Genomic DNA, 15,066 nt, shown 5'->3' with positions numbered 1-15,066 from the left:
ATTGGGTCAAAAAATAAGGAGTCGTGATGCAGCATTTAGTGTTTGTATATGGAACGTTGCGTAGTGGGGAAAGCAACCATCACTATTTGAGTACCGCTCAATTTCTTGGCCATCACCAAACCGAGCCTCAGTTTGCTTTGTATGATCTGGGGCCTTATCCGGCACTTTCTGTCGGACAAAAGTCAATTCAAGGGGAAGTGTATTTGATTGACGAGGAAACATTGATTGAGCTTGATAAGCTTGAGGATGTGCCTGTTGAATATCATCGTGAAACTATAGTGACGCCATTTGGACAAGCTTGGATTTATCTATACCAGGACGCGGAACAGTTGAGTGATGAGATCGCTTCTGGTGACTGGTGTCAACGAGTTTAAATCGTAACGTATTCATTAAAAAGAGCTGCATAATCGCAGCTCTTTTTGATTGTCTTTCTTGTGCATTTATCTGACTGATTCAATGCGTCAAGACGTGCCTATTTGCTCTGTGCGCGCTCGTAAGATTCAACGATTTCAGCTTTTGCCGCTTCGACATCAGCCCAGCCATCCACTTTCACCCATTTACCTGCTTCAAGCTCTTTGTAACGTTCAAAAAACTGTGTAATTTGGGCTTTGAGTAGCTCAGGGATGTCGTCCACATTTTGGATGTGCTCATACTCTTTTGAGATTTTTGAATGCGGCACAGCGAAGACTTTCGCATCTTCTCCTGATTCATCCGTCATCTTTAATACGCCAACAGGACGGCAACGAATGACAGAGCCAGGCATCAGAGGGTAAGGGGTTGGGACGAGAACATCCACCGGATCGCCATCAAGAGAAAGTGTATCGTTCACATAGCCATAGTTACATGGGTAAAACATGGGAGCAGACATGAAGCGGTCGACAAATACAGCACCAGTGTCTTTATCTACTTCATATTTGATAGGGTCTGCGTTGGCAGGGATCTCGATAACGACATAGATATCTTCAGGTAGTGACTTACCTGCTGGCACGTTGTTTAAGCTCATTTGAATATTCCTTTTCATTGACGATTGAGTGTGGGCTCAATCTGGCTAACATTTCAGCATTTTACTTTAGCCACAAAAACGCAGCAGGTAAACACCTACTGCGTTGGACAAAGGTCACTAATGTCTATTCGTCGCGATGCAGTTCAAGAAATGATTCAACCTTATTGACCATGTTCTTAGAACCAACGAAGAATGGTACGCGTTGGTGCAGTTCTGTTGGTTCTAAGTCCATGATGCGATTGACGCCATCAGACGCTAATCCGCCAGCTTGCTCAATAAGGAATGCCATTGGGTTACATTCATACAATAGACGCAGTTTGCCTTGGGGATGGCTGAGCGTACTTGGGTATAAGTAAATGCCACCTTTTAGTAGATTGCGATGGAAGTCCGCGACTAATGAACCGATATAGCGAGACGTATATGGGCGGCCATCTTCAGGGACATTTTCCTGGCAGTATTTGATGTACTTCTTCACGCCGACAGGGAAGCGAACATAATTCCCCTCGTTAATGGAGTATATTTTCCCGTCTTCTGGAATCAGCATGTTTTCATGAGATAAGCAGAAACTGCCTATGGATGGATCATAAGTAAAGCCATTCACGCCATTACCCGTGGTGTAAACCAACATGGTTGATGAGCCGTAAATCACATATCCAGCTGCAACCTGCTTATTGCCCGGTTGGAGGAAATCTTCTTCTGTTGCAGGGGAGCCGATAGGAGATACTCGGCGATAGATTGAAAAAATGGTTCCGACAGAGACGTTGACGTCGATATTTGAAGAACCATCAAGAGGGTCCATCAATACAACGTACTTAGCGTTTTGGTTTAACTCGCGATTAAAAGCAACGGCTTCATCTTCTTCTTCACTCGCAACACCACACACTTGGTCTCGAGCTTCCAATGCGGCTTTAAACTTTTCATTCGCGTAGACATCGAGCTTTTGCTGCGCTTCACCTTGAATATTCTCTGTACCAACAGCGCCTGTGATATCGCCAAGGCCTGCAGCATTGATTTCGCGGTTAACGATTTTTGCAGCTAAACGAATGGAAGCTAAGAGAGATGAGAGATCACCGCTAGCGTGGGGGAAGTCCGCTTGCTTCTCAACAATGAATTCGCCTAAGGTGCGCATTCCTGACATGGTTAATCCTTACATGTATTTTTAGTGGGGGTATAAGCGCAATGGGCATCTCTTTTTGGATGTTAATCGTTTGCGCATTATGTAAGTTTAATTCGCAGATCTTTTTAATGGTAATGAACTAACTGTCTGACATCTCAATTTATTTGTCTGGATAATGACAGTATTCATTCTAGTCGCGGAGATTGCTTAGTCTGTGTGCAGCCTTGTCAGATTTGTGAAAGAGACGGTAACAACGAGAACAAAGAGGCTCGCTTTTCTGTCTGTTATCACGATAATGAAAGAATTAGATAACGCATTACAAGGTTAAGTTTATGCACATTCATATCTTGGGTATCTGCGGCACGTTTATGGGCGGGGCGGCAATTTTAGCGCGTCAGTTAGGCCATAAAGTGACGGGTTCGGATGCCAATGTTTATCCACCGATGAGCACTTTGCTAGAGTCTCAAGGTATTGAAATTATTGAAGGCTTTGACCCATCTCAGCTTGATCCACAACCCGATCTTGTGGTGATAGGTAATGTGATGAGTCGTGGTAACCCATGTGTTGAACATGTATTGAATACCAACATGCGTTACACCTCCGGCCCACAATGGCTACAAGAATTTTTACTGCATGATCGTTGGGTTCTGGCGGTATCAGGTACGCATGGTAAAACCACCACATCAAGTATGCTTGCTTGGATTTTAGAAGATTGTGGTTATCAACCTGGCTTTTTAGTTGGCGGCGTACTAGGGAACTTTGGTTTGTCGGCTCGACTTGGCGAAAGCATGTTTTTTGTTGTCGAAGCAGACGAATACGACAGTGCTTTTTTTGATAAACGATCTAAGTTTGTTCATTACCATCCACGCACACTGATCATGAATAACCTTGAGTTTGATCATGCAGATATCTTCGACGATCTTGAAGCGATCAAGCGACAATTTCACCATCTCGTACGAACGGTTCCAGGCAATGGTTTGATCCTCGTGCCAAAGCAAGATCAGGCGCTGCAAGATGTGATCGAACGTGGTTGCTGGACGGAAAAGCAATACTCTGGTGAAAATGGTGATTGGCAAGCGCACAAGTTAGTCTTAGATGGCTCAAAATTTGAAGTGTCTTTGCTCGGTGAGAAAGTCGGCGTTGTTGATTGGGACCTTGTGGGCGATCACAATGTGGATAATGCCTTAATGGCGATTGCCGCTGCTCGCCATGTTGGTGTTGCACCGGAACTGGCATGTCAGGCTCTGGGCCGCTTTATCAATACTAAACGTCGTTTGGAGTTGAAAGGCGAGGAGAAAGGGGTAACGGTTTACGATGATTTTGCCCATCATCCAACCGCGATTGAACTGACACTAGGTGGTTTACGTAACAAAGTTGGCAAAAAGCGTATCCTTGCCGTGTTGGAGCCTCGTTCTGCTACGATGAAGCGCGGTGTCCATAAAGATACGCTTGCCGCTTCTCTGCATGATGCCGATGAAGTGTTTTTGTTCCAACCTGACAGTATTGAATGGTCTGTCAATGATATTGCTGAGCAATGCCAGCAACCTGCTTTTGTTGATGCCGACATGGACAGTTTCGTTCAGAAAATTGTCGAGCGAGCGCAACCGGGCGATCAGATCCTTGTCATGAGTAACGGCGGCTTTGGCGGTATCCACGGCAAGCTGTTAGAACAGTTAAAACAACAAGCGTAGTGTGTATTCATGCAGCAAAATCAACAACGAAATAAAGCCATTACACTTGCATTGACGGGCGCTTCTGGTGCCCCTTATGGACTCCGCCTGCTTGAGTGTTTAGTTGCCGCGGATTATCACGTGTATGTATTGATATCATCAGCGGCTCGAGTGGTGATGGCTACAGAGCATGGTTTGAAATTACCGAGTGGCCCAGAAGCGGCTCAAAAGGCGTTAGTCGAGCACCTAAACTGCAACCCTGGTAACGTCACCGTGTGTGGCAAAGATGATTGGTTTTCTCCTGTGGCTTCTGGTTCTGCGGCGCCTAAGCAAATGGTGGTGTGCCCCTGTTCTGCTGGCAGCGTTGCAGCAATAGCACATGGCATGTCTGATAACTTGATTGAGCGAGCAGCGGACGTCGTAATGAAAGAGCGCGGTCAATTATTGCTGGTTGTTCGAGAGACGCCATTTTCGACGCTACACCTTGAGAATATGCATAAGTTATCGCAGATGGGCGTGACGATTATGCCGGCAGCTCCTGGTTTTTATCATCAGCCTAAGAGCATTGAAGACTTAGTTGATTTTATGGTGGCGAGGATTCTTGATCACCTCGGCATAGAGCAAGGTTTAGTGCCTCGTTGGGGGTATGATCAGCGCTCGTGAGCTGATTGTGTAACCACTCAAATACCTTTACAATCCATCCAACTCATCGGGGAGCAAACCCATTAGTATTGAAAAGATCAATACGATTGGGCGCTGAGACCAAATTGTTCCATATTGTTGAACAGCTAGGGACCCGTATCACCTGAACCAGATAATGCTGGCGTAGGAATTGAGTCTGGATATTGGAAGTCCTAAATATCACCTCAAACCTGTGCCGCTCCACTCATGTTTATCCTTGTAAATGGAGAGCGAGCAGTGAAAGCCACTCTTAGCCTGATTACCCTTACCGCGATCACTTCTACGTCAGCGCTGGCCGCTGAAAACACCTTAACCGTCTATACCTACGACTCTTTTGCCGCTGACTGGGGCCCGGGTCCTAAAGTCGAACAAGCGTTCGAAGCGAAATGCGATTGTGACGTAAACTTCGTTGCATTGGATGACGGTGTTTCAATTCTCAACCGTCTTCGTCTTGAGGGAAGCAGAACTAAGGCAGACATCGTATTGGGTTTAGATAACAACCTCGTAGCAGAAGCGAAAAAGACAGGTTTGCTTGTTGAGCACAATGTTGATACCTCAAATACTACGCTGCCTAATGGTTGGAATGACAAAACCTTTGTGCCATATGACTACGGTTATTTTGCGTTTGTATACAACAAAGAGAAATTGACGAATCCGCCTAAAAGTATGAAAGAACTGGTGGAAGAGCGTGATGATATCAAAGTGATATACCAAGACCCTCGCACTTCAACACCAGGGCAAGGTTTGATGTTGTGGATGAAATCGATTTACGGCGATGAGGCCACTCAAGCGTGGAAACAGTTAGCCAGTAAAACGGTGACGGTGACGAAAGGCTGGTCGGAAGCGTATTCAATGTTCCTAAATGGCGAGTCGGATTTAGTGCTGTCCTACACTACGTCGCCAGCCTATCACTTGATTGCGGAAAATGACGCTAAATATGCGAGCGCGAATTTTTCTGAGGGACACTATATGCAGGTGGAAGTGGCGGCTAAGGTAAAGGGAACGAAGAATCCAGAGTTAGCGGATGAATTCATGAGTTTCATTCTGAGTGATGAATTCCAATCGGCAATGCCAACAGGAAACTGGATGTACCCTGTTACGGATGTTGAGTTACCAACAGGCTTTGAGACCTTGAGCGTTCCAAGTAAGCCATTGAGTTTTAGCGCTGACGAAGTGGCAAACCATCGTCGTTCTTGGATTCGTGAATGGCAAAGCGCACTGACGTTCTAATATGAATTCTGTTCCGAAAATCGGTCTTGGGGTCACGATGCTTATCGCGGCCTTTGTTATTTCTGCGCTTGGTGCGCTTATTGTACAAGCGCCATCTCTTAATGTGTCGATGATTTGGGAGGACCCATATTATCAACACGTGACTAAGTTCAGTTTCTATCAAGCATTCCTTTCTACCGTGCTGAGCGTCGGCTTTGCGATTCCCGTCGCGCATTCACTTTCTCGCCGTGAGTTTTATGGCAAGTCAATGCTCTTAAAATTGTTTGCGTCCACTTTGGTTTTGCCGGTTTTGGTCGGTGTATTTGGCCTGCTGGCGATATACGGCAATAGCGGAGTGATCGCGAATTGGCTGCACAGTGTGGATTCTGAATTACCTTTTCCATCTATGGCCTGAACGGTATTTTGCTCGCTCATGTGTTTTTTAATATGCCTTATGCCGCTCGTTTACTTTTGCAGGCCCTAGAGTCGATACCTTCCGAACAGCATAAGTTGTGCGCGCATCTTGGCATGAGTCATTGGGATAAGTTTCGCTGGGTTGAATGGCCTCGTTTACGCCAGCAAATACCACATATTTGCGGTTTGGTGTTTATGCTTTGCTTTACGAGCTTTGCAACAGTGATGGCGTTGGGGGGGGGGCCGAAATCGACCACGATTGAACTTGCTATTTATCAAGCGATTAAATTTGACTTTGATTTGCAGACTGGGGCGCTATTGGCTCTGTGGCAGATGTTACTTTGTGGCTTGTTAGCAATTGGCGTACAAAAGTTGACGAAGCCAGTTTCCATCAGCGTTGGTAGTACATCGGTACAGCAATATTTAACGAGGGATCATGGGTGGTCAAAAGCTTGGGATAGCTTTTGGATCATAGGTGCCTTTTTACTCGTGATACCGCCACTTTTGATGGTGTTCATTAGCGGGGTTAATGAACAAGTATGGCACGTATTAAGGGATGAACATTTTTGGTCTGCGCTGTTTAATTCGCTTAAAGTCGCCGTGTTCGCGAGCTTGCTAGCGGTTGCCGCAGGCGTTTCGATTTTACTCACCAGCCGACGTTGGCGCTTGCAAAACAAAAATACCCGCGCCGATCAGATTGAACTGATTGGCACCATCATTTTGGTGACACCGGGCTTGGTGATTAGCACCGGTTTGTTTTTACTGCTACGTTCTTTTACCGATGTATTCAGCTTAGCCTTTTTGATTGTGATTCTGGTGAATGCACTGATGGCTTTGCCGTATGTCATTAAAACGTTATCCCAACCAATGTTGCATATAGAGCAGCAATATCAATATGTTTGTGCCAGTTTAGGGATGCGTGGTTGGCAACGTTTTAAAGTGGTGGAATGGCAAGCGCTACGCAAGCCTTTTGCACATGCATTTGCGGTGAGCTTTATGTTTGCAATTGGTGACTTGAGTGCGATTGCTTTGTTTGGTGGACAAGAGTTTAGAACATTACCTTTGTACTTATTCCAATTGCTCGGCAGTTACCAAATGGATGCCGCGGCCGTTGTTTCTGTCACCTTGTTATTACTCAGCATGGGCTGTTTTACTGTGATTGAAAAAGTATTGAAAGCTAAGGGGAAAGCGTGATGTTAGTGTTAGATGACGTGCTGTACACCTATCAACGTGAGCAATTTCGTTTTGAACTAGAGATCAAGCGTGGACAAATTGTGTCGCTGATGGGACCAAGCGGTGCGGGTAAGTCGACCTTGTTAGCGCTGGTGGCTGGGTTTATCAAACCCGATCAGGGTAACATTTTGGTGAATGATGAATCCGTTTTAGGTAAGGCGCCGTTCCTACGCCCTTTTTCCATGCTATTTCAAGAACACAATTTGTTTGCGCACCTATCGGTGAGAGAAAACATTGGGCTGGGACTGCATCCAGGGCTAAAGCTTACGATAGACCAAAAGCTTCTCGTTGAGCAAGCCGCAGAGCAGGTAGGCGTTGCAGAATACCTCGACCGTTTACCAGAGCACCTTTCTGGTGGACAACGTCAACGCGTGGCGCTTGCTCGTTGTTTCGTTCAGCCTCATCCCATGTGGTTGTTGGACGAGCCTTTTTCTGCGTTGGATCCTGTTCTTCGAGAAGAGATGTTGGCATTAGTCAAACAACTTGCTGCGGAGCGCAGTATTACTGTGCTAATGGTGACTCATCATCTGAGTGATGCAAGAGCGATAGCGAGCCATTTCGCCTTTGTCGCAGATGGTCAAGTTGAAGCTGTTGGGGACATTGCAGAGTTAACGGAACAACATAGCAGTGAGAGGTTAAGCGCCTTTGTGCGAGCTGCGGGATAATTTCATCGTAGTAAATCACGGACCTACTGTGATTCTATGACTATTATGCTCAAGCATCTTGAGGTGAGTTTGGTATATCAGTCTTTTAAGACTGAAAAACAAAAGGTTGATGCCATGCATCAACCTTTTTTAGTTCAGAGTATGAGTTCGGATGACTCGCCGAATGATTAACTTTGTGGTTTGACAACCATGACATTGATCGGAGAGTGTTCGACCACTTTGCTTGCGACCGAACCTAACATCACTTTGTTGATTTTCGAGCGCTTATGGCTTGGCATAATGATCAGATCTGCCCCTAAACGTTCCGCGTAATCAAGAATGGTGGTGTAAGGCTTTCCCTCAGCAACATGTACTTTATAGATCACCTCATCATCAATGTTGTCATTCGCAAATGCTTTGAGCTGTTGCTTCACATCTTGCTTCATCTTCATAGCCGCATCTTTTGGGAAATAAGTGGCGACCATCGACATATGAATACCAGGCACAACCGTGAGAAGGTGTACTTCTGCATTGGCTTGTTTTGCTTGCCAGACCGCAAGTTTGACCGCGCGATCACAAAAGCCTTGATCGTTAAGATCGACCGGAACAAGAATTTGTTTGTACATTCAATGTCTCTCATTGAGGCCCCAATACATCAGGGCCAAATCAGTTATGCGCTCAGTTGTTCGTTACGAGCACGACGTTTTTGGTTCATGGCAAGCACAAGCAATATCAACAAGCTTGGGACAAATACCCACTCTTTCATTGGTCTCTCGGCATTTTGAATGACGGACTTTATCTCCCAATCAAAATCGATCCCAGAAGACTCCGCAGGGCTACCAAACTCGACCATATCAACGATCATCTTGCCGTCATTTTCGATCAGCATTAAGCCCATTGAGGCGATACGATCCTCTGCTGAGGTTGCGTTGTCTTCAAATGGAAGGCGTACGGTTTTTTCAACGTAATTACCCTCCAAATTTTCACCTGCAACACGTAGCTCAATGGATTCTCCTACATTTAACCCCTCGGTGATTTGAGCTATCTCAACCCCAGGCGAAAGAACTTTCGCTGGATAGAGCATGTCCCACCAATATCCCGGACGTAGGAATGAGAACGTCAATACTAATAATAGAATGGTTTCCCACCATTTGTTTTTCGTAAACCACCAACCTTGTGTTGCTGCAGAGAAGATTAACATGGCAATGATGGACGAAATGACGGTTAAGGCGAGATGCCACCATGAATCAATCCCCATCATTAATAGCTGAGTATTGAACACGAACATAAATGGCAAAATAGCGGTACGAATATCGTAGGTAAAACCTTGAATACCGGTACGAATTGGGTCTGATTTTGCAATGGCGGCGGCGGCAAAAGCAGCTAAGCCAACTGGCGGTGTATCATCGGCAAGGATACCGAAATAAAACACAAATAGATGCACAGCAATCAATGGAATGATTAAGCCATGTGCCGCCCCTAGGGTCACAATCACAGGTGCCATTAGTGTGGATACCACAATATAGTTTGCTGTGGTTGGTAGACCCATGCCCAAAATCAAACTGATCACGGCGGTAAACACCAACATCAAAATTAGGCTACCACCGGAAATGAACTCCACGAAGTCCGTCATTACTAGGCCGATGCCAGTAAGGGTAACCACACCAACCACAGTACCTGCCGCTGCAGTTGCTACACCGATACCGATCATGTTGCGAGCACCAGAGACCAAACTTTCGGCTAAGTCGACAAAGCCGTCTTTAGTTTGCTCAACCAAGTCACCTTGTTTTGATAGCAATGTAATCAATGGGTGCTGAGTCAGCAAAATAAAGATCATAAATACCGTTGCCCAGAATGCAGATAACCCCGGAGAGAAACGCTCGACAGTCAAACACCAAACCAGCACGACGATCGGCAGTAGGTAATGGAGGCCGGATTTAATCGTTGGGCCTGGATCTGGCACTTCTGTCAGCTCGGCATCAATTTCAATCGCGCCATCTTTCACGTGGTTAGCGGATATTTTAACAAGGCCAACATAAGCAATCAGTAACGCGATGGTCACTATTGGCGTTGCGGCTGCACCAAATACATCTTTGGTCCAACCCACCCCGTAATAGACAAGAGCACTAATGACGCACAGACCGAGAATCGTACCAGTAAAAGACAATAAGCTTTGCACCAAGGTAGGATTATGACGACGCGGTAGCCCAGTCATACCTGCTTTACAGGCTTCAAGGTGAACAATGTAAATGAGTGCGATGTAAGAAATAAGCGCAGGAAGTAGGGCAGCTTTGATAACTTCAACATATGAAATGCCTACGTATTCCACCATTAGGAATGCTGCCGCCCCCATGATAGGTGGCGTTAATTGGCCATTGGTTGACGCTGCGACTTCTACCGCGCCCGCTTTGGTTCCAGGGAATCCGACTCGCTTCATCAAAGGAATGGTAAAGGTCCCGGTGGTAACAACGTTGGCGATAGAAGATCCTGATACCAGCCCTGACAAGCCAGAAGCCACAACCGCCGCTTTTGCTGGCCCACCTTTCATATGACCAAGTAGCGAAAACGCAACTTTTATGAAATAAGCGCCAGCGCCTGCTCGCTCTAACATGGCACCAAACAAGACGAATAAGAAGACGAAAGAAGTCGATACACCCAGTGCGACGCCGAATACCCCCTCGGTAGTCAACCATAAATGTGACATAGCTTTATTCAGGCTTGCCCCTTTATGTGCAATGACGTCGGGCATGTGTGGTCCTGCAAAAGTGTAAAGCAGGAAAACAGCAGCAACGACCATTAATGGTGGCCCAAGAGCGCGTCGGGTCGCTTCAAGCAATAAAGCCATCCCCGTAACCGAGATGACGATATCAACGGTGGTTGGTGCGCCTGAGCGGCCAGCGAGTTCAGTGTAAAAAATATAAATGTAGGCAGCAGCAAAACTTCCGGCAAGCGCCAATATCCAATCGATAAGAGGAATATGGTCACGCGGAGAGTTCTTCATTGCTGGATAAGCCGTGAAAGCAAGAAAAGTGGCAAAAGTGAGATGAATCGCTCGTGCTTCCGTGTCGTTCAATACGCCAAAATTGAAAATAAATGGTAGCGGAGAGGCATACCACAATTGAAATAGTGACCAGCAGAGGGGAACAAACCATAAAATTCGGCCTTGTAAGCCTACTGGGCGGCGTGCTCCTGTGTCTGACTGAGCTACCATCTCTTGCACATCTTGTGACGGAGTATTATTCGTCGACATGTACTTTTTCCTTATTATTGATGGTCCTGTCTGTTCTTTGTTTCGAGAACCCGGCTTCGTCTCTATGAGTGTAGTGAATAGAGAGAAGTTTGCTGTCGAGTGTTTCGCTATATGATCCAGCTCATTAGTAACAATGATTGGTGAATAAGCCGTTATTTTTTAGGTGAGTGAGCTCGACTTTGGAAAAGCCGCTCGATTGATACTGAATGATGAACACTCAGTTACCACACTCAGAAAGAAACCATCTTTTCTCACTGAGTGTGGAGGTATACCCAAGTTTTCAATTTAACTTGGGTGTAGTAAGTACTTACTTAAGTAGACCTACTTCTTTGTAGTATTTCTCTGCACCTGGGTGAAGAGGGATAGAAAGACCTGCTTTCACCATGTCTTCTTTTTTCAGGTTGGCAAATGCAGGGTGCAGACGCTTGAACGTATTGAAGTTTTCAAATACAGCTTTCGCAACGTTGTATGCGACTTCATCTGATACATCTGACGTTGTTACCATTGTTGCCGCTACGCCAAAGCTGTTGATGTCGCCATCAGTACCACGGTACATGCCAGCAGGAACCGTACTAAATGCATAGTATGGGTTGTCAGCAACAATCTTATCGATTTCAGGGCCGGTTGCAGACACAAGCTTAGCATCACATGATGTGGTTGCTTCTTTGATTGAACCGTTCGGGTGTCCAACCATGTAGATGAATGCGTCGATCTTGTTGTCACATAGGGCTTGAGAGCGCTCTGAGCCTTTTAGTTCTGAAGCCAGCTTGAAGCTGTCGTTCGTCCAGCCCATTGAATCCATAACAACGCCCATTGTCGCGCGGTCACCAGAACCTGGGTTACCAATGTTTACGCGTTTCCCTTTTAGATCTTGAACGTTTTCAATGCCTGAGTCGGCACGTGCGATGATGTTAAAAGGTTCTGTATGAAGAGAGAACATTGCACGTAGTTTGTTGTACGGGCCTTGTTCAGCAAACTTACTTGTACCGTTGTAGCCGTGGTATTGCCAATCCGATTGCACGATACCAAAGTCTAGCTCGCCAGCACGGATTGTGTTGACGTTGTAAATTGAGCCGCCAGTTGATTCAACAGAACAGCGAACATTGTGGTCTTTACGACCTTTGTTTACTAATTTACAAATAGCACCACCAGTAGGGTAGTAAACACCCGTAACAGAGCCAGTACCGATAGTAATAAACTCTTGAGCGTTAACTGCGCCTGCACCCATAACTGCTGCTGCGATGGCGCCTACTTTAAGAAGTTTGTTAAATGCCATGAATTTCCCTTCCTTATATTCATTATTAACCCGGAAATCGCCATATCCAAGCCGCATGAACTAGCTTGGAAATATAAATTATTTCAGGAGTTTCCTCTTTGGAAACGGCATCTTTTTCAATCCAATCGTTTGAAAAAGCGAAAGAATCATAACAAAAAATTGGCAGAAAATTATCTTTTTGTTAAAAGAATTAGCGAAATAATCTAAACTTTTTACAGTTTGAATGGTGAGAAAAATAGAGGGTTGTGCTTTATTTACAGTAGGTTATGTTAATTTATTCATGATAATCAAAAAAATGCACACTGAGAGGATTATCACGCTTTTTTAGGTAATAGCAGTGTGTAATAAGGCAAAAAATTAACACTATTTACGGGCTACAAATTCGAATGAGTTTTGTAGCCCGAGACATTCACTTAGCCTGCGTACTCAAAAAGCTCGCAAACAGACTGGAATAATTGTTCAGTTGTTACCGTTTTTGTTGGTGTGATGAAGATAGTGTCATCGCCAGCAACGACACCTAAGATCCCTTCTGATTTCCCTAAGGAGTCTAATAGGCGTGCGATAAGTTGGGCTGCGCCAGGACCTGTGTGGATAACAACTAATGCGGCATTATGATCAATGTCCAAAACCAGTTCACGTAGTGAGCTACTTACGGTTGGAACGCCGAGTTCTGCAGGTAAACAGTAAACCATTTCCATTTTTGCATTGCGGGTACGAACAGCACCAAATTTGGTCAGCATACGAGATACTTTAGATTGGTTGATGCTCTCGAAACCTTGTTGTTTCAGTGCATCGACGATTTCACCCTGTGAACCAAAGCTCTCTTCTTTTAATAAGGCTTTAAAAGCGCGGACTAAGTTATCTTGTTTCTCTGAATTGCGCATAGTTGTCATTATTCTCTCATTTGGAATAGCAATTTTGCATATTCTCGCATAGATATTCAACTAGTACCAAGTCTACACAAGATAGTGTTAATCCAGTCACTGTAAATCATAAATAGTATGCCATTTTGGTGGGTGAGATTTCTTGTCTTTTCAATATAATGAGAGAATAATCAGCCCCTTATTTGTAGCACGTCGGTGATGAGTTGCGCGAGGTCGCAAAGCTAGCGTTAATTGATTGTAATCAAGTTGTGATTCCGATAGTTTTGTTTTTACTGGTTACAAAACACCCTACGAATACGTTTATATAAGAGAAATACTCTCAAGGAGAACTACATGAAAGTAGCCGTTATTGGTGCCGCTGGCGGCATTGGTCAAGCCCTTGCCCTTTTGCTCAAGAACCGCCTTCCTGCTGGTTCGGATCTGGCTCTGTATGATATTGCCCCTGTTACGCCAGGTGTGGCAGCAGATCTTAGTCATATCCCTACGCCTGTTTCGATCAAAGGTTATGCTGGTGAAGACCCAACTCCTGCACTTGAAGGAGCGGATGTGGTTTTGATTTCAGCTGGTGTAGCTCGTAAACCTGGTATGGATCGTGCTGATCTGTTCAATGTGAATGCGGGTATTGTTAAATCATTAGCAGAAAAAATTGCCGTTGTGTGCCCAACTGCATGTGTTGGTATTATTACTAACCCGGTTAACACAACAGTACCAATTGCTGCTGAAGTTCTTAAGAAAGCGGGTGTCTATGACAAACGTAAACTATTTGGTGTTACTACTCTAGACGTTATCCGTTCAGAAACGTTTGTTGCTGAGCTAAAAGATAAAGATCCAGGTGATGTTCGTGTTCCTGTTATTGGTGGTCACTCTGGTGTCACTATCCTTCCGCTACTGTCTCAGGTGGAGGGTGTTGAGTTCACGGCAGAAGAAGTGGAAGCTCTGACAAAACGTATCCAGAATGCGGGTACCGAAGTTGTAGAAGCCAAAGCAGGTGGCGGTAGCGCGACTCTATCTATGGGTCAAGCGGCGTGTCGCTTTGGTCTAGCACTTGTACGTGCGCTTCAAGGTGAGGAAGGGGTTGTTGAATGTGCTTACGTTGAAGGTGACGGAGAGCATGCCACATACTTCGCACAGCCTGTGAAGCTAGGCAAAGACGGTGTAGAAGAAGTGCTAAGCTATGGTGCACTAAGTGACTATGAGAAATCAGCGCTTGATGGCATGCTAGAAACGCTAAGTGGCGATATCAATATTGGTGTTGAATTCGCAAAATAAGCACCTCTTTATACAGAGGGAACCATATTGAAGTAGAAAGCCGATCTTTGGATCGGCTTTTTTGATCTTTTCACTTTGTTTAACGTAGTACTTTCTGATCTTACTAACCTCAGCTTGGAACAAGAGAGCCTACATTGCTTCATTTATTAACGGCTCTGTATATCCCGAGTAGGGGGGGAATACGTTGTTTAGGAGGCGATGATGGAAGCAAATCAAATTCGCAAAGGCATGGTGGTTGAGTGTCAGCAAGGGGTGGGGACAATTATCGTGGTTGATCGTGAAGCGGAGACTGTGCTTTTGAGTAAACAGGGCTCAGAAGAACAGTTAGCGGTAAGCTTTGATGAGATAGAAGATAACCCGCAACTGCATGGCAGTTGTGATCGTTATTACTAGGCACTATGCTAGTACAGGCTTAC

At 45.3% G+C, this 15,066-nt stretch carries 13 protein-coding genes, 1 pseudogene and 1 riboswitch; of the genes and pseudogenes, 8 read left to right on the top strand and 6 right to left on the bottom strand.

Annotated features, from left to right (window positions below; all coding sequences use genetic code 11):
* Positions 1 to 26 precede the first annotated feature (26 nt).
* Positions 27 to 374 carry a gamma-glutamylcyclotransferase gene (locus tag KHN78_RS06185; RefSeq protein WP_211915479.1) on the top strand — a complete coding sequence of 116 codons (348 nt, stop codon included), beginning with the start codon at positions 27 to 29 and terminating at the stop codon, positions 372 to 374.
* Positions 375 to 472: 98 nt separating this feature from the next.
* On the opposite strand, the gene ppa is transcribed toward KHN78_RS06185, so the two are convergent.
* Together ppa and fbp are read right to left on the bottom strand one after the other, a co-directional pair.
* Entirely contained in the window at positions 473 to 1,003 is a 531-nt protein-coding gene (ppa, locus tag KHN78_RS06180) for an inorganic diphosphatase (RefSeq protein ID WP_211915478.1), read from the bottom strand.
* 124 nt (positions 1,004 to 1,127) lie between these two features.
* Positions 1,128 to 2,141: a class 1 fructose-bisphosphatase gene (gene fbp, locus KHN78_RS06175; protein ID WP_128811767.1), complete on the bottom strand. Its 1,014-nt coding sequence runs from the start codon at positions 2,139 to 2,141 to the stop codon at positions 1,128 to 1,130.
* A 311-nt stretch (positions 2,142 to 2,452) separates the two neighbouring features.
* Here fbp and mpl point away from each other — a divergent pair, with 311 nt between their 5' ends.
* The 5 genes and pseudogenes from mpl (at position 2,453) to thiQ (ending at position 7,992) form a co-directional block, all read left to right on the top strand.
* Complete coding sequence (gene mpl / locus KHN78_RS06170) at positions 2,453 to 3,811, top strand: UDP-N-acetylmuramate:L-alanyl-gamma-D-glutamyl-meso-diaminopimelate ligase (protein WP_211915477.1); 1,359 nt, start codon at positions 2,453 to 2,455, stop codon at positions 3,809 to 3,811.
* A gap of 9 nt (positions 3,812 to 3,820) precedes the next feature.
* On the top strand, positions 3,821 to 4,453 hold the full coding sequence (locus KHN78_RS06165; protein ID WP_211915476.1) for a flavin prenyltransferase UbiX: 633 nt from the start codon (positions 3,821 to 3,823) through the stop codon (positions 4,451 to 4,453).
* 37 nt (positions 4,454 to 4,490) lie between these two features.
* Positions 4,491 to 4,639: riboswitch (TPP riboswitch) on the top strand.
* A gap of 69 nt (positions 4,640 to 4,708) precedes the next feature.
* The gene (gene thiB, locus KHN78_RS06160; protein ID WP_211915475.1) at positions 4,709 to 5,701 is read left to right on the top strand and encodes a thiamine ABC transporter substrate binding subunit; all 993 of its coding nucleotides are present in this window, start codon (positions 4,709 to 4,711) and stop codon (positions 5,699 to 5,701) included.
* A 1-nt stretch (position 5,702) separates the two neighbouring features.
* Positions 5,703 to 7,288: pseudogene (gene thiP / locus KHN78_RS06155) on the top strand (thiamine/thiamine pyrophosphate ABC transporter permease ThiP).
* The gene (gene thiQ, locus KHN78_RS06150; protein ID WP_211915474.1) at positions 7,288 to 7,992 is read left to right on the top strand and encodes a thiamine ABC transporter ATP-binding protein; all 705 of its coding nucleotides are present in this window, start codon (positions 7,288 to 7,290) and stop codon (positions 7,990 to 7,992) included. The pseudogene thiP and the gene thiQ overlap by 1 nt, the downstream one beginning before the upstream one ends.
* A 167-nt stretch (positions 7,993 to 8,159) precedes the next feature.
* Here the strand turns inward: thiQ and KHN78_RS06145 are convergent, their stop codons facing one another.
* From KHN78_RS06145 to argR, 4 genes are all read right to left on the bottom strand, one after another.
* Entirely contained in the window at positions 8,160 to 8,597 is a 438-nt protein-coding gene (locus KHN78_RS06145; protein WP_128811760.1) for a universal stress protein, read from the bottom strand.
* 44 nt (positions 8,598 to 8,641) lie between these two features.
* A complete protein-coding gene (locus tag KHN78_RS06140) occupies positions 8,642 to 11,221 on the bottom strand; it encodes a TRAP transporter permease (RefSeq protein WP_211915473.1) in 2,580 nt (859 codons plus the stop codon).
* Positions 11,222 to 11,528: 307 nt separating this feature from the next.
* Positions 11,529 to 12,497 (bottom strand): TAXI family TRAP transporter solute-binding subunit, encoded by a 969-nt coding sequence (locus KHN78_RS06135; protein WP_128811758.1) that lies wholly within the window; start codon positions 12,495 to 12,497, stop codon positions 11,529 to 11,531.
* Positions 12,498 to 12,910: 413 nt separating this feature from the next.
* Entirely contained in the window at positions 12,911 to 13,381 is a 471-nt protein-coding gene (gene argR, locus KHN78_RS06130; protein WP_128812339.1) for a transcriptional regulator ArgR, read from the bottom strand.
* Between the two features lie 333 nt (positions 13,382 to 13,714).
* Between argR and mdh the strand changes: the two genes are divergently transcribed.
* Entirely contained in the window at positions 13,715 to 14,650 is a 936-nt protein-coding gene (gene mdh, locus KHN78_RS06125; RefSeq protein WP_211915472.1) for a malate dehydrogenase, read from the top strand.
* Positions 14,651 to 14,851: 201 nt separating this feature from the next.
* Positions 14,852 to 15,043, top strand: a complete 192-nt coding sequence (locus KHN78_RS06120; protein ID WP_211915471.1) for a hypothetical protein — start codon at positions 14,852 to 14,854, stop codon at positions 15,041 to 15,043.
* Positions 15,044 to 15,066 lie beyond the last annotated feature (23 nt).

Source organism: Vibrio sp. B1REV9 (assembly GCF_905175395.2).
Lineage (GTDB): Bacteria > Pseudomonadota > Gammaproteobacteria > Enterobacterales > Vibrionaceae > Vibrio > Vibrio alfacsensis.
The sequence above is the reverse complement of the archived record's forward strand: the minus strand, read 5'-3'. Positions and strand labels throughout refer to the sequence as shown.

Coding starts and splice junctions, on each gene's coding strand:
- KHN78_RS06185 (WP_211915479.1), top strand. CDS start 27: ATGCAGCATTTAGTGTTTGTATATGGAACGTTGCGTAGTGGGGAAAGC.
- ppa (WP_211915478.1), bottom strand. CDS start 1,003: ATGAGCTTAAACAACGTGCCAGCAGGTAAGTCACTACCTGAAGATATC.
- fbp (WP_128811767.1), bottom strand. CDS start 2,141: ATGTCAGGAATGCGCACCTTAGGCGAATTCATTGTTGAGAAGCAAGCG.
- mpl (WP_211915477.1), top strand. CDS start 2,453: ATGCACATTCATATCTTGGGTATCTGCGGCACGTTTATGGGCGGGGCG.
- KHN78_RS06165 (WP_211915476.1), top strand. CDS start 3,821: ATGCAGCAAAATCAACAACGAAATAAAGCCATTACACTTGCATTGACG.
- thiQ (WP_211915474.1), top strand. CDS start 7,288: ATGTTAGTGTTAGATGACGTGCTGTACACCTATCAACGTGAGCAATTT.
- KHN78_RS06145 (WP_128811760.1), bottom strand. CDS start 8,597: ATGTACAAACAAATTCTTGTTCCGGTCGATCTTAACGATCAAGGCTTT.
- KHN78_RS06140 (WP_211915473.1), bottom strand. CDS start 11,221: ATGTCGACGAATAATACTCCGTCACAAGATGTGCAAGAGATGGTAGCT.
- KHN78_RS06135 (WP_128811758.1), bottom strand. CDS start 12,497: ATGGCATTTAACAAACTTCTTAAAGTAGGCGCCATCGCAGCAGCAGTT.
- argR (WP_128812339.1), bottom strand. CDS start 13,381: ATGCGCAATTCAGAGAAACAAGATAACTTAGTCCGCGCTTTTAAAGCC.
- mdh (WP_211915472.1), top strand. CDS start 13,715: ATGAAAGTAGCCGTTATTGGTGCCGCTGGCGGCATTGGTCAAGCCCTT.
- KHN78_RS06120 (WP_211915471.1), top strand. CDS start 14,852: ATGGAAGCAAATCAAATTCGCAAAGGCATGGTGGTTGAGTGTCAGCAA.